This window comes from Pseudoalteromonas atlantica (assembly GCF_043641955.1).
Taxonomy (GTDB): domain Bacteria; phylum Pseudomonadota; class Gammaproteobacteria; order Enterobacterales; family Alteromonadaceae; genus Pseudoalteromonas; species Pseudoalteromonas atlantica_A.
The window spans coordinates 84,461-105,614 of sequence record NZ_JBHZRV010000001.1 but is presented as its reverse complement, the minus strand read 5'-3'; the positions used below and the strand labels follow the sequence as shown (position 1 = coordinate 105,614).

Annotated in this window: 22 protein-coding genes and 1 pseudogene; 14 read left to right on the top strand and 9 right to left on the bottom strand. The window is 38.3% G+C overall.

What is annotated here, in order from left to right; genetic code table 11:
* Positions 1-343: 343 nt before the first annotated feature.
* Positions 344-1,339, bottom strand: a complete 996-nt coding sequence (locus ACHUE3_RS00465; protein ID WP_394189108.1) for a DUF4382 domain-containing protein — start codon at positions 1,337-1,339, stop codon at positions 344-346.
* A gap of 257 nt (positions 1,340-1,596) precedes the next feature.
* On the opposite strand from ACHUE3_RS00465, the gene ACHUE3_RS00460 reads away from it, so the two are divergent.
* On the top strand, positions 1,597-2,037 hold the full coding sequence (locus tag ACHUE3_RS00460; protein WP_394189106.1) for a hypothetical protein: 441 nt from the start codon (positions 1,597-1,599) through the stop codon (positions 2,035-2,037).
* An 84-nt stretch (positions 2,038-2,121) separates the two neighbouring features.
* Here the strand turns inward: ACHUE3_RS00460 and astB are convergent, their stop codons facing one another.
* Together astB and ACHUE3_RS00450 are read right to left on the bottom strand one after the other, a co-directional pair.
* The gene (gene astB, locus ACHUE3_RS00455; RefSeq protein WP_394190244.1) at positions 2,122-3,462 is read right to left on the bottom strand and encodes an N-succinylarginine dihydrolase; all 1,341 of its coding nucleotides are present in this window, start codon (positions 3,460-3,462) and stop codon (positions 2,122-2,124) included.
* 59 nt (positions 3,463-3,521) lie between these two features.
* Positions 3,522-3,752 (bottom strand): hypothetical protein, encoded by a 231-nt coding sequence (locus ACHUE3_RS00450; RefSeq protein ID WP_394189105.1) that lies wholly within the window; start codon positions 3,750-3,752, stop codon positions 3,522-3,524.
* Positions 3,753-4,258: 506 nt separating this feature from the next.
* On the opposite strand from ACHUE3_RS00450, the gene ACHUE3_RS00445 reads away from it, so the two are divergent.
* Together ACHUE3_RS00445 and ACHUE3_RS00440 are read left to right on the top strand one after the other, a co-directional pair.
* Entirely contained in the window at positions 4,259-4,948 is a 690-nt protein-coding gene (locus ACHUE3_RS00445; RefSeq protein WP_394189103.1) for an alpha/beta hydrolase, read from the top strand.
* Between the two features lie 9 nt (positions 4,949-4,957).
* Complete coding sequence (locus tag ACHUE3_RS00440; RefSeq protein ID WP_394189101.1) at positions 4,958-5,971, top strand: acyltransferase family protein; 1,014 nt, start codon at positions 4,958-4,960, stop codon at positions 5,969-5,971.
* 64 nt (positions 5,972-6,035) lie between these two features.
* On the opposite strand, the gene ACHUE3_RS00435 is transcribed toward ACHUE3_RS00440, so the two are convergent.
* The gene (locus tag ACHUE3_RS00435; protein ID WP_394189099.1) at positions 6,036-7,046 is read right to left on the bottom strand and encodes a zinc-binding alcohol dehydrogenase family protein; all 1,011 of its coding nucleotides are present in this window, start codon (positions 7,044-7,046) and stop codon (positions 6,036-6,038) included.
* A 91-nt stretch (positions 7,047-7,137) separates the two neighbouring features.
* Positions 7,138-7,572 carry a MarR family winged helix-turn-helix transcriptional regulator gene (locus ACHUE3_RS00430; protein WP_394189097.1) on the bottom strand — a complete coding sequence of 145 codons (435 nt, stop codon included), beginning with the start codon at positions 7,570-7,572 and terminating at the stop codon, positions 7,138-7,140.
* Between the two features lie 125 nt (positions 7,573-7,697).
* On the opposite strand from ACHUE3_RS00430, the gene ACHUE3_RS00425 reads away from it, so the two are divergent.
* From ACHUE3_RS00425 to ACHUE3_RS00395, 8 genes and pseudogenes are all read left to right on the top strand, one after another.
* Positions 7,698-8,126 (top strand): organic hydroperoxide resistance protein, encoded by a 429-nt coding sequence (locus tag ACHUE3_RS00425; RefSeq protein WP_394189095.1) that lies wholly within the window; start codon positions 7,698-7,700, stop codon positions 8,124-8,126.
* A gap of 366 nt (positions 8,127-8,492) precedes the next feature.
* A complete protein-coding gene (locus ACHUE3_RS00420) occupies positions 8,493-10,613 on the top strand; it encodes a methyl-accepting chemotaxis protein (RefSeq protein ID WP_394189093.1) in 2,121 nt (706 codons plus the stop codon).
* Between the two features lie 271 nt (positions 10,614-10,884).
* Positions 10,885-11,418, top strand: coding sequence for a hypothetical protein (locus tag ACHUE3_RS00415; RefSeq protein WP_394189091.1), 534 nt, complete (start codon positions 10,885-10,887; stop codon positions 11,416-11,418).
* A gap of 265 nt (positions 11,419-11,683) precedes the next feature.
* Complete coding sequence (locus ACHUE3_RS00410; protein WP_394189089.1) at positions 11,684-11,977, top strand: hypothetical protein; 294 nt, start codon at positions 11,684-11,686, stop codon at positions 11,975-11,977.
* 65 nt (positions 11,978-12,042) lie between these two features.
* Positions 12,043-12,244 (top strand): annotated as a pseudogene (locus ACHUE3_RS19870) (transposase); the annotation flags it as partial.
* A 199-nt stretch (positions 12,245-12,443) separates the two neighbouring features.
* Complete coding sequence (locus ACHUE3_RS00405) at positions 12,444-13,427, top strand: PH domain-containing protein (RefSeq protein ID WP_394189087.1); 984 nt, start codon at positions 12,444-12,446, stop codon at positions 13,425-13,427.
* 325 nt (positions 13,428-13,752) lie between these two features.
* Entirely contained in the window at positions 13,753-14,502 is a 750-nt protein-coding gene (locus ACHUE3_RS00400) for a type 1 glutamine amidotransferase domain-containing protein (RefSeq protein ID WP_394189085.1), read from the top strand.
* Positions 14,503-14,775: 273 nt separating this feature from the next.
* Positions 14,776-15,393 (top strand): suppressor of fused domain protein, encoded by a 618-nt coding sequence (locus ACHUE3_RS00395; RefSeq protein ID WP_394189083.1) that lies wholly within the window; start codon positions 14,776-14,778, stop codon positions 15,391-15,393.
* Positions 15,394-15,625: 232 nt separating this feature from the next.
* Here ACHUE3_RS00395 and ACHUE3_RS00390 read toward each other — a convergent pair whose 3' ends face one another.
* Complete coding sequence (locus tag ACHUE3_RS00390) at positions 15,626-16,213, bottom strand: TetR/AcrR family transcriptional regulator (protein WP_394189081.1); 588 nt, start codon at positions 16,211-16,213, stop codon at positions 15,626-15,628.
* A 109-nt stretch (positions 16,214-16,322) separates the two neighbouring features.
* Here ACHUE3_RS00390 and ACHUE3_RS00385 point away from each other — a divergent pair, with 109 nt between their 5' ends.
* Complete coding sequence (locus ACHUE3_RS00385; RefSeq protein WP_394189079.1) at positions 16,323-16,865, top strand: carboxymuconolactone decarboxylase family protein; 543 nt, start codon at positions 16,323-16,325, stop codon at positions 16,863-16,865.
* A gap of 243 nt (positions 16,866-17,108) precedes the next feature.
* On the opposite strand, the gene ACHUE3_RS00380 is transcribed toward ACHUE3_RS00385, so the two are convergent.
* A complete protein-coding gene (locus tag ACHUE3_RS00380; RefSeq protein WP_394190242.1) occupies positions 17,109-17,597 on the bottom strand; it encodes a hypothetical protein in 489 nt (162 codons plus the stop codon).
* An 86-nt stretch (positions 17,598-17,683) separates the two neighbouring features.
* On the opposite strand from ACHUE3_RS00380, the gene ACHUE3_RS00375 reads away from it, so the two are divergent.
* Both ACHUE3_RS00375 and ACHUE3_RS00370 read left to right on the top strand, forming a co-directional pair.
* Positions 17,684-18,043 carry a DUF1294 domain-containing protein gene (locus ACHUE3_RS00375; RefSeq protein ID WP_394189077.1) on the top strand — a complete coding sequence of 120 codons (360 nt, stop codon included), beginning with the start codon at positions 17,684-17,686 and terminating at the stop codon, positions 18,041-18,043.
* A gap of 93 nt (positions 18,044-18,136) precedes the next feature.
* Positions 18,137-19,327, top strand: coding sequence for an iron-containing alcohol dehydrogenase (locus tag ACHUE3_RS00370; RefSeq protein WP_394189075.1), 1,191 nt, complete (start codon positions 18,137-18,139; stop codon positions 19,325-19,327).
* A gap of 32 nt (positions 19,328-19,359) precedes the next feature.
* On the opposite strand, the gene ACHUE3_RS00365 is transcribed toward ACHUE3_RS00370, so the two are convergent.
* Positions 19,360-20,445: a rhomboid family intramembrane serine protease gene (locus ACHUE3_RS00365; RefSeq protein ID WP_394189073.1), complete on the bottom strand. Its 1,086-nt coding sequence runs from the start codon at positions 20,443-20,445 to the stop codon at positions 19,360-19,362.
* Positions 20,435-21,073 carry a hypothetical protein gene (locus ACHUE3_RS00360; RefSeq protein WP_394189071.1) on the bottom strand — a complete coding sequence of 213 codons (639 nt, stop codon included), beginning with the start codon at positions 21,071-21,073 and terminating at the stop codon, positions 20,435-20,437. The genes ACHUE3_RS00365 and ACHUE3_RS00360 overlap by 11 nt, the downstream gene beginning before the upstream one ends.
* Positions 21,074-21,154: the final 81 nt, after the last annotated feature.

The window sequence follows — 21,154 nt, the reverse complement described above, 5'->3', positions numbered from 1 at the left end:
AAAAATTTAAGTGGCCAATTTGGGATATGTGAAATGAAATAGTTTTAAATACGTTATCGCCACATACTCGCGCGACTTTTATTTGATGGTTAAATTTGAGCTAGCTTATGCGAAGTAGTGGCCTTTAGTTAGAAGCTATGGGGGTTTGCTTATTTTTATATTGTGCTGAGTTACGGCAATAATCAAAGAAATTAAAACGTGAAAGTATGCTTTTAATATTTTCGCAACGTACGCTGCACATTGCAGAGTCGGTGACCTCGAATAGGTACCAGAACGTAGATAAAAAAGCCCGCCAGCGTTAACTGAGGGGCTTTTCTACCTAAACAGGACAAATAGTTTTTTGTTACTGACTAACAGTAAAAGTCACGTCAAGATCATCACCCGCAGTTACCGTAACCGGTTTAATTTGATACAGTGTAAATGCCTCATCGCGTAGTTCAGCATCATCAATATGTGCTGCACAGGTATAAGCTAATTGGTAATCACCAGCAGTGATGAAGGCAAGCTCAAACTCATATTGATTGTCGTCACTATCAAATACCACATTGGCTGTCGCTAAAGGCGCATCAGCAGGAGTTTCAGCTTCGGTTACTTCGTAATTATCCAGTGGCTCGGCTACATCATCGCTATAAAGGTAAACAGCATGACCAAATGAGCCATCTTCAGCAGCCAGTGCGATATTGTCTGTTTCGCAGTTGGCAATAAGTGCGTCGCTTATAGTACCTTCAATTTCTTCTGACTCAGCTAAGTTTTCTAAACGAACGCCGCGAGGTTTTAAGAATATTTCATCGCTGTTTTGTGGATTTACAAGCGACTTCTTCAAGTCGAATTCAAGTACAAAATCATTATCAGTTTGATTTAGGGTAAAGCCGTCAAGTTGAATCTCACCAATACCGTCGTTACCCTTACGTTTAACAACCAAAGGTGCAATGCTTCCGTCTTCATACACAACGTGTGAGGTCATAGTAAGGTCATTTTCATCGCCATTAATAACATCGGCACGGATCCATGAATATTGCCCAGTTGGCACGTCTTCATCATCTATTAATGAGAAAACATCATCGCCAGTGTAATCAAGCAAATTTACCATTTCAGGTTTAGTTTGGTCATCTGTCTGGCGTGTTTCAAAGGTAATATCTTCTGCGCCATTAGTTTGTCTTAAGGTGATAGAGTTAAATACAACGTTAACCTCACGTAACCCACTAACCGGTGCATCGGAAACACCTAAGTTAAATTTTGCCGATTGTGGAGTTGTTGGCGAATCAATATTGTCTGAACCACCACATGCCGTGAGTGCAACTAAAATAGTGCTACTTAAAAGTGTTGTTTTGATGTTCATAATTTAACCTTTTCCTTTTCAGTGTTGGCGTCAGTATAGGAGTTAATACTTAACACAACTTGAATGAGGATTGAGTAATACCTATTAGATTTAGTCGGTTTAATTGGAGGCCTAGATAATGGTTAGCACTTATATTTGCTGATGAAACTCATTACTAGTAATTGCTTAAACCATATCCGTCATTTCTACATTTTTGCTCCACATTTGTTGGGTAATTTTACGGTGTTAACGCCAGCCCCATAAAACCAGGAATAAAAATGCACGTCTTAGATTTAGAAAAACAAGGTGAAGTAAACACATTAATGACGTTAGTACTCATCAATTTATTAATATTATTGGCTAACCTAATCAGCCCTGATGGTTGGCTGAACATACTAACCTATAGTTTAACTGTGTTAGTAACAGCGCTTATTGTTGTATTGCTTGGTAATGGCAAAAAAACACTCACTATATGTAAGCATGGTGTGCATACGCTTTCTATTTTTAAGCGAGCGAATTATTTTTCGGCTAAACAAATTAACCATATTCGTCCTTATTCAATATGTGGCATAAAAGGTGTGATTATTACGGGTGAGAAGTTTATTTGTGTGGCGCCTTTCTATACGCTTACAAATAAGCACCAACAACGTTTAAAACGCTATGAAAATGGCTTATATGAATGGCTTATAACATTACAAAATCGTAATGATTACTGCTAAAAAACCTTTTTATATCGCTGTAAGTTACTTATTACTAACAGCGATAGTCCTAGATAGAGCGTTAAAATCAATACTCAGAACAAGTTAACGCTGGAATGAATATACAGAGCCCAGTTTTAATATTTGCGTTAATTCGTCAAGCGCTTGTCGACTTTCCAGTAATAGGTTCGGATCTGCAAAATCATCACTGGTCAATCTATCGCGGTAGTTGTCGTTGGCCCATGCACACAGCTGCAGGTATTTATCATCTGTTAAGATAACCTCTGGGTTAACAGCTGCGAGTTCTTGTTGGTTAAGTGCAACACGTAACCGTAAGCACGCAGGCCCGCCTCCATTTTGCATACTTTGCTTTAAATCAAAAAATTGAACCTGATTAACAGGGTTATCTGCCGCGATCATTTCATTTATAAAGGTATTTACGGCGTTGTTATTTTGGCATTCTTGCGGCGCTACTAGCATCATATTGCCATTATTTAAACTAACAAGCTGGCTGTTAAAAAGGTAGCTTGAGACAGCGTCTTGGATACTTACTTTAGCTGTTGGTACCTCAATGATATGCAGTGTTTTTTCGCCTATATAGGCACGCTTTATTTGTTCAATAGCTTGCGGCTGATTAATAAAGGCTTGTTCATGACACAGCAAAACATTTGCGTTACCCACGGCAATAACATCATTATGGAACACACCTTGATCAATTACATCTGGGTTTTGCTGTAACAAAATTTGGCTGGTGGGCTTTAATTCATGTAAACGGCAAATAGCTTGTGAGGCCTCAAGGGTTTGTCGTGCTGGAAATTTAACGGGTTTTGGTAACGCGCTATTAAAGGCGCTGGCACCATAAACAAACATTTCAAGCCCAGTGCTGGCATGATCATCCGCTAAGCGAGTGTGGTTTGCCGCCCCTTCATCGCCAAAAAAACCTTGTTCAGGAAGATGAGTATGATGACTAAAGTGAGTGTCATTATTGAACATAGCTTTTAATAAACGAGTAGTCGTTGCAGGCTCTAAAGAGCGGTGAAATTTATTATTTAAATTGGCGGCAGTAAAATGCACTTTCCCATTGAGAGTATCAGCTGAGGGAGAGACAGTTGCGGCATTTGCTGTCCACATTGCTGACGCTGAATAACATGCGCGTAGCAGGATTGGGTCAACCTTAAAGGCTTTGTTTATTACATCTGTATCGCTGCCACTAAAACCGAGGTGGCGTAAAACATCCACATCGGGCCTTGCATGAGGAGCGAACACACCTTGGGTTAAGCCCAAGTCATGCATAGCTTTCATTTTAGCGAGACCTTGCAGCACCGCCTCTTTAGGATTGGAATAACTTGCCGCATTATTTAGTGATGCAACGTTACCGTATGATAATCCTGCGTAATTGTGAGTCGGGCCTACAAGGCCATCAAAGTTTACTTCTACTGCTTTAATCATTATTAGACAACATATTTAGGTTTTATATAACTATAGTGAAATTTATACGTTTTTGATCAATTTAAATTAGCTAATTCTAGCTCTACAGTTTGCAATGTTTGCTGCAAACGCTTTTGCGCGGCTATTAAGTAAGCTTTTTGTTTCGTATTTTTGGCCTGCTGTTGGCGCAGTGCTTTATAAATGACCCGCTTTGGTAAATCATACTGTTCTGCCGCTTCAGTAATCGTTAGTTGATAACCACTGAGCTTTTGTAGCACTTCATCCAGGTGAGGAGCGTTATTTAACATATCGACGCTCCTTTTCGGCTGTTGTATGCGTGTCGTTTGCTTCATGGACATGCCAAACGCTTATATCTAAGCGCCATAATAGATACAGAGTGTGGTAAAAATTAGTCATAGCTCGTGCTCCCTGTAGAAGAGGTATAATTTCGCATGTTATGTAGCTAGGTTTTATAAATCTCTAGCCACTCATCCTTTAAAAAGTATGAAACGTTTTAAAAGACTCATCATTACTAATGAAAGATCCATGCCAGCCATTAAATTATTTTTATCTGCTTTAAATCAATAGCTTATTTTATTTAGGAAAATCCCAAAAACCACAAAAGCACTAAAACGGTGAAACTTTTTAAGTTGCTGCACTTTGCTGGCGCAATAAAATAAAGGTAAGTGAAATACTGTTTAATTATGTACCACATTTGAAACAAGCAATCAGTTAGTCAGCGTCTGTTGGTAAATAAAACTTGGTTAGGGTATTGTTTTATAATTAATTATATAAATATGGAAAGTGTATTTTTATGGCCTTTGACGCCAATTCGCTAAGCAACATGTTTTGGAGGAATATTAAACTACTGTTTATTGCATTTTTTCCCTCATCGCTCTTTGCGGCAAATGTGTACGATCACTTTCCCGACAAAATAGAAAGCTCGCAAAAATATGTATTTTATTCTCATGGCTTAATTGTTGAGGGCACTAACCCGACACCTGTTAACGCTCGGTGGGGAAAGTATGAATTTCCAATGATAAAAAAAGCCTTAGCAGATACTGATTATAATTTGATTGCATATCACAGAGCTAAAAATACCGAGCCTAAAGCGTTTGCCCAAAAACTCGTTAGCGATGTTCGTTTGCTCATCGCACAGGGGGTTTCTGCGAGTAATATTTCACTGATTGGTTTTTCTCGTGGTGGCGCGATTACTATCGTGACATCAAATTTGTTAGCCAATGAAAAGGTAAATTTTATTCTTTTGGCGGCTTGTGGTCGCTATGTGAGTAACCAACCTAGTTTAAAAATGTACGGCAATGTTTTATCAATTTACGAAACCTCGGATGAAGTGGGTTCTTGTCAGTTTTTGATTGATCGTAGTAAACAGGTTACGCATTTTACTGAAATTGCGATAAGTACATCGAAAGAGCACGGGGCTTTTTATACTCCAATACCGCAGTGGGTTGAACCCGTTAAAAAATGGCTTAAAGATGCAAATTAAGGAGCTATTTTGCAAATCAGAAAATTGAATTCACTGCGGGGACTCGCTGCAATTATTGTTTTTATTACCCACTTTAGTGATATCACTCAATGGTTTGAAGGCGCATTAGGTGGTGGTTCAGGTGCTTACGGTGTGATGCTGTTTTTTATGTTAAGTGGTTTTTTAATGTCGCACCTGTACTCAAAAAAAGCGTTCAATAAAACAACCGTAAAACATTACTTTTTGGCTCGCGCGGCAAGGGTAGTACCATTATATTTAGCGGTTGTACTAGGCTCTTATATTTTTACCTTGTTAGATTTCCCTCTGTTATATGACATTGCTAACGTCAACGTGCTAATTGGCCACCTGTTATTTTTGCATGGTGAGAGCGTGCTGTGGTCAATACCGCCTGAAGTACATTTTTATTTTGTTTTCATTATATTTTGGGCGCTTGCTAAAAATCGTCTTGGGTATATTTATATCGTTAGCATTGCAATAATGATTTTATTATTTTTAACTAATTTCCCCAGAATAAGTAGTGAGATTAATGGCATCCCGTACAACTTTTTTAACACCATTAGGAGTTTACCTTACTTTTTTATAGGTGTTATTTTTGGGCTAAATTATTCAACTTTAACAATTCCTAATTACTTAAAAAGCCATGGCTTTGTACTAACGCTTTGCTTGATTCCTTTACTTTACCCAGCTTTTTCACCCGTAACGAGTGATGCCAAATATAGAATGTGGCTAAGTTATGAAGTACTTCTTGTGATGGCGAGTGTGTTTTTTGCCATTGTATTTTTAGTACCGGACAACAATCGAGTATTAGCTAACAGGGTAGGTGATTTATTAGGTAAGATTTCATATTCATTATATTTACTGCATATGCCAATCATTTTATTGGTCGATAAACTGAGTGTATCGGTGGAGCTCAAGTTATTCATTTCTTTGCTTGCAAGTATAATGGCCGCCTTTGTGTCGTACACCTATTTTGAAAAACCAGTAGCAAACTTAATTCGAAACAAAAGAGCAACTAACCTGTAGTGTGGGCGGTAAAGTTAATGCCTCAGGGGTTGAGGCATTACAATAATGGCTTAATAACGCTGCCTTAAAACCCTTCTAGTACTAGTTTACCGCGTGACTGATGAGATTCTAAAATTTGGTGCGCTTTGACTAAATTCTCAACGCTGATTTTTCCTAGGTGTTGGCCTAAGGTCGTTTTAATAGTGCCGTTATCAACTAACTCTGCTAATTCAGTAAGTAGTTGATGTTGTTCTATTATGTCGTCGGTTTGGTACATCGAACGGGTGTACATAAACTCCCAGTGAAGTGAAATACTCTTACGTTTTAATTTTAAAATATCAAAGCTTGCAGGGTCGTCGATTAACGCCAGCTTTCCTTGTGGTTTAATAACATTAATAATCTCATCAAGGTGCTGATCTGTATGCGTTAAGCTAATTACATAGTCAAACTCATCCATATTACGTTGGATGCGTTGTTCATTTAAGCTTTGTGTGTGATCAAGCACCTCGTCTACACCTAACTTATTAAGCCAATCAACACTTTGAGCCCGTGATGCTGTAGCCACAACGGTTAAATTAGTAAGCTGTTTTGCTAACTGCACTAAAATAGAGCCCACACCTCCTGCAGCACCAATGACTAAAAGTGATGCCGGTTTTGCCGAGTGACTTTTTGAAACTTGAAGGCGGTCAAATAAAAGCTCCCATGCAGTAATACTGGTTAAAGGAAGAGCCGCAGCTTCTGGGTTGCTCAATGTGGTAGGGGCGCGGCCAACAATGCGTTCGTCAACAAGTTGTAACTCAGCATTACTGCCTTGGCGGGTTAAATCGCCTGCGTAGTAAACACGATCGCCCACATTAAATAGGCTTACTTTATCGCCAACGGCTTTGATAATACCGACAGCATCCCAACCAATTACTTTATAGCCTTGTTCAGGAGACACATTTGCCCGTATTTTTGCATCAACAGGGTTCACAGAAATAGCTGACACTTCAACTAATATATCATGGCCGTGTGCCTCTGGTGTGGGAAGCTCAATCGCTTGAAATGACTCAGGTATGAGCGTTTTAGTTGCTTGTGTATAACCAAATGCTTTCATGTTTACTCCGATAAGGTAACGTTATGGCGTTACTATAACGCAGTTTTCATAGATAAAAAGTCCCGCTTAGTAGAATGACATTCAAAAATTATTAGTTAATTAAATCACTATTCAACTTATCGAGTAAGGTTATTAGCTGCGCGGCTTCTTGTTCAGAAATCGAAGGAAACTTACAGCGGACTTGCATTGGAATTTCTGCCGCTTTATGTTGCAGTTCATGCCCAGCTTGTTGCAGTTTTACTAACCTTTTTCGCTTATCTTGGTCATCATGTACAATTTTAAGTAGCTGTTTATCCGTCATCTTTTTTAATATTTGCGTCATAGCACCGCCATCAATGGCTGTTTTTTCAAGCAGCGTGTTAATACTAATATTATCTTTTTCCCACAGCGCCATCATTACAACATATTGCGGATAAGTAAGATCAAGCGCGAGTAACGCTTCTCGGTATGTACGAACAATGCCGTTTGACGCCATGTATAAGCGATGACAGATTTGATTATCTAACCTTAATTGTGAAAATTTCATACTGACTCAAAGTGTAATGTATTACTGGTATTTTAATTTGCATACAAAGTATTTGCAATGTTGAATTTTTAGTTCTATTATTTTGCATGCAAAATAAATAAATCAACCAACTTAAAGAGGCATTCATGAAAGAATTACAAAGCGTAGCGTATACGGCAAAAGCAGCGGCAACAGGTGGACGTGAAGGCACAGCAAAATCAGATGATGGTCGTCTAGATGTTGCTTTATCAACACCAAAAGGTTTGGGTGGAGATGATGGTAAAGGCACTAACCCAGAGCAATTATTTGCAGCAGGCTATGCGGCATGCTTCATTGGTGCATTAAAACTTGTTGCAGGACAAGCTAAAGTCAAACTACCTGCAGACACTCGCATAGATTCAGAAGTATCAATAGGCCCAATCGAAGGCGGTTTCGGTATTGCTGTTAAGCTTGCTGTGTTTGTTGGTGATGTGGATAAAGATACAGCCAATGCACTTGTTGCTAAAGCACATGAGGTGTGCCCATATTCTAATGCAACTCGCGGTAATATTGCCGTAGAGCTTTCAGTTATTTAATTGGAAACCTAATACCAACTTAGCAAACCGCTAAGTTGGTATGTAACCTGATCTCTGGATAATAAACTCGCTTCCAGAGACTACTTTCAATATTACTGCGTTGAATTTACTTGCAATAGGCCCGCTATTTCCACGTAAATTCGCTTTGGTAGCAACGAACCTCGCCGACTGAGATTTATAAAAAGCTATTTTAATATTGAAATAAAACTATTAATAAACCTCTTAACCAAAGTTCAGGTTGTGTACTTTTATTGTTTAACATATCAATGATTTCGTTAGCCATGTTTTTTCAATAATATACGGTAACTTTTCATAATTAGACTAAACTCAAAACAGTAGTTTAATTAAGGGTTAAGGAACGCAGTAATGCAGCAAATAGCATTATCAAAAAAGTTACTTTGGATAACCGTAGGTAGTATTTTTACCACTGTTTTTGTTTTATCAAGCATTTTATGGTGGGAGTTATCAAATAGTAATGAAGATTTATCTGCTGAATCTAAAAAGCTTATCGTTGCAGAAGTAGAACAAAAACTAGTCGCTAATGCTTCATCCTATGGTGAGCGTATTGCAGGGTTTATTAATGAATCATATCGCGTGCCGTTTTCGTTTGCTGCAATATTAGGCGATGAAAAAGCGGCGAGCACATTAAGCCGCGAGTCAGTGGTTGCGTTGAACCAGTCGCTAATTGAAAAAAATACAAATATTTCATCTATTTACTCGCAATTTGAAGCGAATGGCTTTGATGGCAATGATGCCCAATATCAAACGGGCTTTAAACATTCAGTTGCAGGTGCAGGCACGCTAGAAGTATATTTTACACGCAGCCGTGATGGTGTGATTGAACAGCAGGTTGTTGAAGATATTAATGAAAAGTACCTAACTAAACTTAATGAATTCGGCCAACGAGAAGCTGAGTGGTATTTGTGCGCTAAAGACACGAAACAGCCCTGCATAATGGAACCTTATTTGTATGAAATATCGCCGGGTTATTCCGAGATGATGACATCCCTTGTTGTACCAGTTATGAGAAATGGGCGCTTTATCGGTATCGCAGGGGTTGATTTAACGTTACCGGTTTTTCAAACTATGACCGAGCAGCTTTCAAAAGAGCTGTATAACGGCAAGGCGAGAGTGACCTTGCTGAGCTCGTTAGATTTAATTGTTGGTAGTAGTCATTACAAAGATAAATTAGGCCGCCCTTTAAAAGAAGCGACCTCTTCTAGTTTGGCAACCAGCTATGACCGCCTGAAAAAAGAAAGCGGTATTCATAAAGTAAACGATGACTATTTAGTTAACTACCCCATTTCCATTAAGTTAGCGGGTAAACAATGGAACCTACTTATAGAGGTACCTGCCGAACTTGCCTTAATGGGTCCGCAAGCGCTAGCTAAAACAATGGATGAAAACGCCAATACACTCGGTGGTATTATTTTGATTACAGGCATCATTATCGCCGTCGTTGCCTTTTTAATAATGACTCTTGTGATCAAGAGTATCATTGCGCCACTGCAACAAATTCAACAGCGTGTAGATAATCTAGCAAGCTCAGAAGGTGACTTAACGCAAACATTAACTGTTGAATCTCACGCTGAGTTAATTGCTCTTGCTGATGGTTTTAATGCCTTTTTGGCCAAACTACGCGACTTAATAGCCCAACTAAAAGACGTTTCAGGGCAAACTAAACTACAGGCGCAAACAGCAGCGCATGTTGCTGTTGATACCAAACAAAATGTGCAGGCTCAGTTTCAAGAGATTGAAAGTGTTGTAACAGCAATGAATGAAATGAGTGCTACTGCACTTGAGGTAGCACGTGCTTCTGAGCAATCAGCCCAACAAGCTGACGAAATAAACTCGTTAGTTGTAAGCAGTGAAACAAGTTTATCCTCCGCGGTTAAGCAAGTTAAAACCATGTCGAATGAAATTGAACAAGCAAATCAAGCCGTGGAAAAAGTAGCAGCGCGCAGCAATGATATTACACAAATCTTGGATGTTATTCGTACTATTTCAGAACAAACCAACTTACTTGCGCTTAACGCAGCAATTGAGGCTGCACGAGCAGGTGAGCAGGGACGAGGTTTTGCCGTTGTAGCCGACGAAGTTAGGGCGCTTGCATCAAAAACCCGCGCATCGACAGATGATATTAGTGGTTTAATAGACAGCCTACAACTCGAAGTGGGTAATGCTTCAACGGTAATTGAGAAGGGCGTTGTAAGGGCGCAAACAGCTGTGGATGAAACCACTGTAGCTTTTGACGCATTACACAGTGTAGTGACTAAAGTTGAAGATATTACCGGGCAGATAACACATATAGCAACAGCTGCAGAAGAGCAAAGCTCTGTTACAGAAGAGATCAACCGAAACCTTACTTTGATTTCGGATGCTGCGTCACAACTAGCGGAACTTTCAACGCAAGCTGGCGACGGTAGCCAAATGCTAAATCAATTAGTCGCCCAGCAAGATGACGAATTGAATAAGTTAAAAACCTGATAAACTATTTAAGCGCTGTTATACCAAGCGAGTGGATAGGTATAACAGCGCTATTGTGTTCTGAAAAGCAGCGATGAATAACGACTCAAGCACGTGTCATACCTTCCAAAACACCAATTAAAGCAACAGCAAATCCTCTTTTATCTTTTATGCAGAATCGAAGTAACCGATTGAATCAAAATAGGAACTCGGCTATGGTTAATGCATCAATAAAAATAAATTTAAAACGAGTTATTCTACAGGCTCGTTATGAACCTATCAGGAGATAAGTGTGAAATTTAAGGCATTGGTAGTTATGTTTCCATTACTTGCACTCACAGGATGTGCTGCCACTTCATTATCAGAACAATCTTTTGGCACAAAGCTTCCGCAATATAAGAATACTGCGGACCAAAATTTTGCCACTATAGAATTTAGCGCAGATAAAAAATATGAGACTGAGAAAGGGGTTCCTTTCAACGGAGAGCCTGTTGTCTGTTCAAACTCAGGGCTACAATCAACCTTTAGCGAAACCGAACGAAACACAAAAATTAAAGTAGCTGCAAATGAGCCTATTACATTGACTTCAATCATAAAGTGGCACAATTCAGGCTGGGAAAAGTCATGCTGGCCTTTTGTAAGTTTCACTCCTGAAATCGGTGGTAATTATGTTTTAGTAAATGAGCGGATTGGAGGCAAAGGTATTTCTGCATTGTGGACAGGTGTTGCTTTTCAATCTTGTAAGATTTCAGTATATAAACTGGAGAATGACTTACCAATCCCAATTGAGGTTAAAGAAGTCAAACCAAGAGGCTGTGGTTCATAACAAAGTTGTAAACGCGGACGAAAAACAGTTGGCTTTGTTCGTACTTCACAAAATTTTAGCCAACTATTTTTAGCCGGTTACAACACCGTTGAGGCTGTAGAATTACTCTTTTAAAAGAAAATCAGCCTGTTTTATGGGTTCCAAATGCATTACCTAATGCTTTAAAAGCGCTTAGAGTTAATTACAGGAGCTCGTTTTTTAATTGAATTTGGCTGTTGGAGTTATTCTACAGTCTCGTTATGTTTTTTATCGAATGGATGTGTATATGAATAAATGGATGATTAATAAAAGAACCTTTATGTTAAGTTTCTTACCTGTTATTGGTTTTCTTATAACACTTCTTTTAAGTTTTATTGCTGGCTCTGGTTATACAACCTCAGTAAATCAAGGAGCATTTTACGTATATTTTATGGGCTCTGTTATGTGGTCGGTACTAGCCTTTTTTACAGGTATATATATGTATTCCAAATGTAGTTCTATAAGTCACATAAAATTTATACTTGGTATTTCATCAGTCAGTTTTGGTGCTGCTATGCCTTGGATAATCGGTATGTCATAGTAATCAAAAACATAACACTGGTTGGGTCAGACTTGACTTCAGACATCAAGTGCTTTTAGAAAAATAGCAAACGACTCGAGTATATAAAGCCTGCTTTCTTTTATATAAAAGGTGAAGTATGACCGCCAAGAAGGGCATGAATAAATTGACCTTGCGCGGTCAAACGAAAGTGAATGCATTTACTTGATTCTGTGGCAACTGTATTGTCTTGTTTATAACATAGAAAAGCTGCAAAACAGGCTGCATGAAAAATGGAGGCCTTTTTAAGCCGAAATATAGCGACTCAAGCACCTGTAATTCCCTCTAAAACAGCCATTAAAACAACCGTACACTCTTTTTTATATTTTATGTAAACTAGCGATAACCGATTGAACCAAAATAGGAACTTGGCTATGGTTAATTCATCAATAACAATAAATTTAAAACGAGTTAATCTACAGGCTCGTTATAACGATAAGGAGTATCTGTGCAAACTCTAGCTAAAAAGAATATCCCTTTTATCTTTCTTGCAGTTATTTCTATTTTTTGGGCTTTTTACTACAAAAGCTCCAATGCTCTTAATGGATATGGCGTAGAAAAACCAGAATGGCTTTTACTAATCGATGGTTTAGTTGCCTTACCTATTTTATGCTTTTGGTTTGTTAAAGATAAGAAAGAAGCCGCTATCAAAGCTGTTGCCTACAGCTGTTTAATTATATTACTTGGTAGTTTTGTCATTCCTGAAAGTTCGAAGGTTGTATGGCCTTATCTTGAATCTTTGCGCTATCTTGCTATCGCTGCGTTTGTTGTTTTAGAAATCATCACTGTTCTGACCGTATTTTTTGCTATTAAAGCTTCTCTTACCAAAGATGAAGATCCAGATTTGGCTATATCAAAGCCAATTGAAAGAATTCTAGGTAAAGGTGCTATAAGTTCATTACTCTCTTTTGAGGCGCGAGTTTGGACATACGCATTATTTTCCAAAAAGATAAGGCAGCAAAGTTTTACTGGTGATAAGCATTTTAGCTGTCATAAAAAAGATGGCGCTCAAAGCAATCAATTAGGCTTTATTCTTCTTATTTTATTTGAACTACCCGTTATGCATTTGTTGTTACATTTCTTATGGTCACCGTTTGCGGCCAATTTAATAACAGGTTTAACTCTTCTGAGTTTAGTCTTTTTTATTGCAGAGTATAAAGCCATTGCAATTAGGCCTATTTCAATTGTTACAGACTGCATTATAGTAAGGTACGGCATATGGAACCCATTAAAAATTGCTTTAAGTGAAATTAATCACATAAAACCTAATTCAAATTTTATATCTCGGTCAGGTAATGTTAATAGGTTCAATTTGGCAGGTAACCCAAATATAGAGATCAAGCTCAATTCCGGTAAGTTAATATATTTAGGTGTGGATTCACCTGACGAGTTTATTTTAACTATAGAAAACTATCGAGAAAAATCGTTATAACAAACTGTTTAAAAAGGATAAAATACAGTTGGCTTTTGCTCGTTCCTCGCTTATTCTAGCCAACAAAATTTTGCCCATTAACGAGGGTGTTAAGGCTGTAGAATTACTCTTTTTTAAGAAAAACAGTCTGTTTATTGGGTTCCAAAAGCATTACCTAATACCTTAAATGTGCTTAGGGTTGATTACGGGAGCTCGTTTTTTAGTTAATTTTGGCTGTTGGGGTTATTCTACAGTCTCGTTAAGTGCCTAGGATGTTTGAGTATTTAAACCTTTTACTCACTTTCATCGTCTAAGTAATGATTTTAATTAACTGACTAGGAAAATAATGAAATTATTAACTACTATTTTACTGTCTGCTCTCTTGCTTGCCACAAATGCTATGGCAGAACCAACCAAAAAAGTATTAATCATAGTATCGAACAAGTTAGATATGGGAGATCCTGAAAAGCATGACGCAAGAAATAATTTATGGGAATTTGCTCCTCCTTATCACGTTTTTGTTAGTCATGGCTTTGAAGTCGACTTCGTATCGCCCAAAGGTGGAAACGTTGAGTTTATGATGGATCCTCTCGGGATAAGTAGTTACACCATCAAATATGAAGGTTTCTTAGAAAAAGCTAACAGCTCATTATCACCTGCTGAAATTGACCCTAATGACTATTGGGGAGTGTTTATTGGTGGTGGCTACGGTGTAATGTTTGATGTAGCAGATAACAGGGAAATTCATTCCATTATAAGCCGTGTATATGAGTCTAACGGTGTTGTTGGTGTTGGTGGTCATGGCTCTGCAGGTATCGCTAACGTCACATTATCTAATGGGGATTTTTTGGTTAAAGGGAAAAAAGTAGCGGGTTTTCCTAACTCCACTGAAATATCCAAGTCGTGGGCGAAGCAAGGAACACTTTTACCTTTTCTTATTGAAAGCCAACTTAATAAAAATGGTGCTATAGCTCAAAATAAGCAGACACTAAAAGATAAACACACGGTGATAACAGATCAACGTATTGTATCTACAATGTTTCTACCTTCAGCTGCACTCGTTGCAAAAGAAATGATAATCTTAAATAAGTTGTAAAGGCACTTAAAAAGCCACTCAAAAGGACAAATAACAGTTGGCTTTTGCTCCTGCGTCGCTTATTTTAACCAACTATTATTTGCCTCTTAGTGAGGCGTTGAGGCTGTAGAATTATTCTTTTTAAAGAAAATTAGCCTGTTTTATTGGTTCCAAATGCATTACCTAATGCTTTAAAAACGCTTAGAGTTAATTACAGGAGCTCGTTTTTAATTGAATTTGGCTGTTGGAGTTATTCTACAGTCTCGTTATAACTAAAGGAAGAGTATGAGTCTGTTGGAAGGTTCGTGGGAACAACGAGAAGAACAAATATATCCTGAATTATTTGGTGGAACGGGTGAAGGTATTTACCCGTTGGATGCTTCTTTGTTCAAAAATCAATTTGGTGTCGATGACGTTGATCCTCGATGGTTATATTATGGTGTTTTTAAATGCGCACCAACAATTGAGCGTAATACTTGGCTTTACGTTACTTCTGGTATGTCTAATGCTTGGGAGTCGGATAACCCAGAAGAATACTCAGGTTTTGGTACCGAATTTATCCTTGAAACAAACGGAGAAAATGATTGGGCTATAAATACTTTACGGAGTTTGGTGGCTTTTAATATTCTAGTTTCTGTTGGGCAATATGGTGACAAGCCTCTTCTAGACTATGGAGATCGTATTCCGATGTCAATTGAACCAAATATTTCAAGCTTAATGGTCGTAAAGCCAAATCAATTCCCTGAATCATTCGACTTAATATCTGGCAAAGTAGATATACTTCAAATTACAGGTATTACAGCTCAAGAATTGGATTTTGCAAAAGAGAATAGTTCTGAGGCTCTAGCAAATAGGCTATTCGAAACTCAAGGTTCATTTACCATAAAACCAGATAGGTTAGGTGTAATTTAGTTATAACACATATGAGCCTTAACTCTGTCAGTAGGTGCTATTATTCTTTTCGACCGCTTTTATACAGTGACGGTCAATTCTAAATCAATAAACAAATTCGTTTACTTCGTCTCTCGATGCGGCTGTTAGGCAAGTAGCTTACGGCAAACATTTACAGGCTGGGCTTGATCTTCTCAGTTTGAATAAGCGTATTATTTTAAATTAATAATTGTTTATTGTGTCGCTATTGCTCTCAAAGTTGTTTGAGTGATGTAAACATTTGCTCAATTAATGTTGTTGCCAATGCTTGGGTGTCTGGGCGATTTAAATAACTACGTAAACCAGTGAACTGTATTTGAAAATACCGGGCATATTCCAGTGCGCTCAGGTGCGTACTAAGCTCATTTTGGTTTTGTGCTTGTTCAAATAGTGCTGTTAGAAAGGCCTCGAATTCATTGGCTAATTCAACACTCAGTACCTTTAATGCCGGTTCATTTTGCGTAAATTCGTTATTTGCTTTTATTAACATACACAACCTACTCGGGGCGCAATCAGCGTCTTCAATAAGTACCCTTGTTACAAAGCTTGCTAAACCACCTAGCACTGACTCGTGTTCATTTATTGATTGCGACAGTTGGCCTTCCATTAATTGTGCATAGTCTTTGAGTGCCTCGCAATACAACCCTTCTTTAGAGCCAAACGCTGCATATATGCTGCCGGGGCGCATGTTCGTTGCATTTTGTAAGTCACGTGTAGAGGTTGCATTAAAACCTTTTTGCCAAAACAATTGACCCGCAGTTCGCACCACTTCATTACGTTCGAACTTTAATTTGTTAGCCATACTTGAAACCTATTTTGAACACTTGCTCAATTTTAACTTGAGCGACCGCTCAAAATCAAATAGTATACTCATGAACTTTCAAAAACACTTTATTATTTGGAGTATTAAAATGGCAGAATTTACATTACACACAGAGCAAACGGCACCTGAGGCGTCAAAACCACTTATTGCTAATTCGAAAGCTGCATTTGGTATGCTACCAAACTTGCATGCTGTGATGGCAGAGGCACCAACCTTGCTTGAAGGTTATCAAGTGCTGCATGAACTGTTTCAAAACACATCATTTAATGCTGAGGAATTAACGGTTGTGTGGCAAACGATTAATGTTGAACATAATTGTCACTATTGCGTACCAGCACACAGTGCAATTGCAGCAAGTATGAAAGTTGACCCGGCCATTGTTGATGCGCTGGTTAATAAAACGCCATTGGCAGATAAGAAATTAGAAACATTACGAGAAACAACATTAGCAATGACACAAAACCGCGGTGTTATAAGTGATGAGCAAATAGAGGCTTTTTTTGCTGTGGGTTATGCGCAACAGCAATTGTTAGAGATAGTGGTTGGTTTATCGCAAAAAGTGATGAGCAATTATACAAATCACCTTGCAAAAACACCTATTGATGAGCCTTTTAAAGCGTTTGTTAAATGATTAAATTGAGTACGCAGACATGTTCTGCGTACTCAACACCTTATTATTTAACCTGAACTCTGGATAATAAATTTATCTCCAGCGGTTACTTTCAACGCTAACTGCGTTGAATTTACTTGCAATAGACCAGCTATTGACGCGTAAATTCGCCTTGTTATCGCTAAAAGTCTCCGGCTGGAGATGAATAAATATATTTGTGGTTTAATATCAATACCTTAGTATATCTCTTAACCAGAGTTCAGGTTATTTAAATTTTACTTTTTTACCGCTGCGGGTATAAACTCGTTGCTCGGGTTTAGTCCACTCGCCCTTTTTTAGGTATGAAGTAAGTACAGTAAACTTGTCATCTTTGTATTCGCTGGTTGATTTTACTTTGGTGATACCTTCTTTTGAGCCTGTTACTGTTTCGTAAGCGACAAATTTGCTTTGAGACAGCACGCTCATTGTTCCCTTAGTGTAAAAGCCCGCGGTGGTGAAATAGTAAAATACTAAAGACTGTTCCTTACTGTCCCAAAAGATCATAGATTCGCCTCCATACACTCCCTCATTGATTGAGTGTGATGTACGAATAGCCATGCCGTTTAGCGCTCGTTCCCATTTACTTACATCTTGAATGGCAGGTTTGTCTTTTTCTACTTCAAAATCAGCTTGCCATGTACCTAGGTAGGGCGCGAATACTTGTAGCTCTTTGGCTAAATTTTTATGTTCTTCAGCACTTATAACAGGCGCCATAAATACGGTTAGAAATAGTAAAATTGTTTTTATATATGACATAATTAGCTCTAGTTATTATTAATTATTCTAGTATAGGTCAGGGCTTGTTAATTAAAAAATTTTTAATCACTTTCTCGGTGGGTTTTTTAGCCACACTCTTGGTCGGGAGCTTACTGGGTTATTGGCCCCATATAGTTGTAGGTGGCTATGCGTTAATGAGTATGATTACATTATTGGTCTATAAATGGGATAAGCGTTTAGCTACCAACCCGTCAACGAAAATGATGCGAGTTCCTGAACGTAGCTTACATATTTTAGCAATATTGTGTGGTTGGCCAGGGGCCCTCATAGCGCAACAGTGGTTTAGGCATAAATCAAAAAAACGCGCGTTTATATTTGTTCTGTGGATCACTATTTTTATAAACTGCGGCATTCTTGGCTACCTTTATACCCAAACTAGCTGAATTCTGCATCTTGAGTTGGCTTGAGTATATTACTGGCAATATCGTTAAATTGATGCAATATTAAGCTTACGATTAACATGATAAGTTATTGAAATGAAATTTTTTTACCGCTGCTATCATTTTATTTTACAGTGTATTATTTCATTTATTGGTGTACCGAACCCTCGCTTGTACACTGGCTACAATGGCTTTGAGCAGTGGTTAGAAACATGGAATAATAAAAAGGCTTTACTAGTTGTTAGCGACTCAACACTGTTTAATTTGGGCCTGCTCGAGCATACGCTAGCACTGCTCGATAAGCATAAAATAACGTGGCATTTATACATTGATGTTTCGCCAAACCCAACCATTGATAATGTTGAAAATGGATTATCTTTGTACCACGAAAAACAATGTGCAGGCCTTGTTGCCATAGGTGGTGGATCAGTACTGGATTGTGCAAAAATGATTGCGGTTCGTTCTGTTAAACCTAAAAAGTCTATCAAACAATTAAAAGGCTTGTTTAAAGTTTTGAAGAAACTGCCGCCACTTTGTGCGATCCCTACAACGGCAGGCACGGGCTCTGAAACTACAGTTGCAGCAGTGATCAATGATCCTAAAGCGCAAACTAAATACGCAATAACTGATTTTTGTTTAGTCCCCAGCGATGCCGTTTTAATTGCGCCATTAACTCAAAGTGTGCCTAACTTTATCACTGCAGCAACGGGTGTAGATGCGTTAACACATGCAATTGAATCCTACATTGGTAAAATTGGCACAGACTTTAGTAATCAAAAAGCATTAAATGCGATTAAACTTATTTTTAATAACCTACCCACGGCATTTAATCATGGTGATAATTTAGTGGCGCGTGAAAACATGTTACTAGCATCTTTTTATGCGGGCCAAGCATTTACTCGCGCATCGGTGGGTTATGTACATGCGATAGCGCATCAGTTTGGGGCGCGCTATGGCACAGCGCATGGTTTAGCCAATAGTGTATTGCTGATGCCTATATTAACGTTTTACGGTGAGAAAATTTATCCTCAGCTTGCAGCTATTGGTGATTTTTGTGAGTTAACACACGCTGAGCAAAGTACGCAGGAGAAAGCAAAAATAGTGCTCAAAACAATAGAGCAACTATTACTTGAGCTGAAAATCCCTAATAAATTAGCAGAAATACGTGCTACAGATGTTGGTGAGCTGGCAACGGCTGCGATGAAAGAAGCACATCCAGACTACCCCGTTCCCGCGTTTATGGGCCACACTGAATGTGAGGCGATTATTAGCCAACTCACCGAATGAGAAATAGCCTTCGTGGTTGAAGGCTATAATGATCAGCGTTTTAGTTGAGCTTCAGGTTGGTTTAACAACCGAATGATTGGATTGTTTTGATTAATTTTAGTTTTAAGTAAGTAACCGATGATTAAACCTGCAACAAAACCACCCAAATGCGCTCCATAATCAACACCATCAGGTGCTGATAACATACCAAATATGTTGATACCTAACCAAATCACAAAGAACCAGACCGCTGAGAGTTTCTTTTGATAAATAATGATCATAAACGTTAAACTTGCATGCCTAAACCACATTAAATACATGCCAAATAATCCAGCTATGGCACCACTTGCACCAACGCTTGGTATCGTTGAATTTGGGTGAACGGCGAAGCTGGCAAACGACGCCGCTAAACCGCATATCATATACCACATTAAAAACTTTTTATGGCCAAGAACGTCTTCAAGGTTATCGCCAATTATGTAAAGGAAGTACATATTTCCGGCTAAGTGCATAATCGAGCCATGCAAGAAAACACAGGTGATCACAGTCCATAAATGTTCACCCTGTGAAATTTTACTGGGGTTCATAGCAAACATGTCCAGTGTAGCCATAAAAGTGTCGCTATTAAAAAAGTACAATGCAAAAATGATTGCATTAATCACGATTAAGCCACGTGTAACCCATGGGGTCTGTTTTGGCTTTAGGTTATATTCAACCGGCATTTGCGTTAGAAACTGGAAGAGATATGTTTTCCAGCTTATTTTTTTATTCAATTCGTCTAAGCTTGCTTTTAGTTTAGGACTATTTTCAACAGTTTCTAACTGGTCTTTTTCAATCCAACTACCGTCACAGTGGCGGCAAACATCAATTTCTGTATGAAAATCTTCAAGCAAATGAAAGCGCTCTAGGTTTTTATGGCAATCAGGGCAATCTAATTGTGAGATACCCAATGACTCGCCAAAATGAGTTTCGTATTTTTCACCTATTGGTCCATCATTTATTTCTGTGATCATGCGATTTACTTCGTTTTTTTCGAACCATAAACCACCACATTTTCGGCAAATATCTATCTCTTCACCTTGGTAATAGGTTGTCTCTAAAGCTATATTTTTACAGTGAGGGCAAACTTTAGTTGGCATTATCAGTCTCCTTGAGTGCGCCAATTATAATGTCGTTTTGTTTGAGTTGTTGTTGTAACTTTAATGCGCTTTGTTGAAGCTTTGGTAAAGTTTGCAGTTCAATCATATCGGCAATTTTAATGAGTTCAATTGATGCTTGTCGTGCAGACATCTGGCGTTTGAGGGCTGCTTCGATGACAAAATTGGCACGACTATAAAAACGGCGTACTTGTGTTAAAAATATACTTGGAGTTTCGAGCGTGGTTGGCGAATATTGCATTGTTTGCCATATGTATTTCTCGAGTGTTGGTTTGTGGTATTGCATTTCTGAGCTGGATGGGCTTTTAGCTAGACGCTCAGCGTAAGCACGTATATTTATTGCATTATCTTTAACTTCATCAAATAGTGAGGTACGTAGGTAGAAATTGTCTTCCATTTTGCTAAATGTGTCGAACTTTAGCGCTTGTTGCAAACCACTTTGCGCGGCAAGGTAAACGCCAAAAATAGTTGAAAGCACTAAAAAGACTTGGTTTAACCAAAACCCCGTACTTTTTAATTCTTTATTATCAACAGTTTTCAGTGCTTGAACTAATTTGGGCTTATTTGCAGATTCATTTGGTTTATTCACTGCTTCATCAGTGGGTTCCATAAATGTCCTTATTATGAGCTTCCTTTTTGAGCGCGGTAGATTACGTTAATTTGTATAAATTAACAACAGCCTATGTTGTTT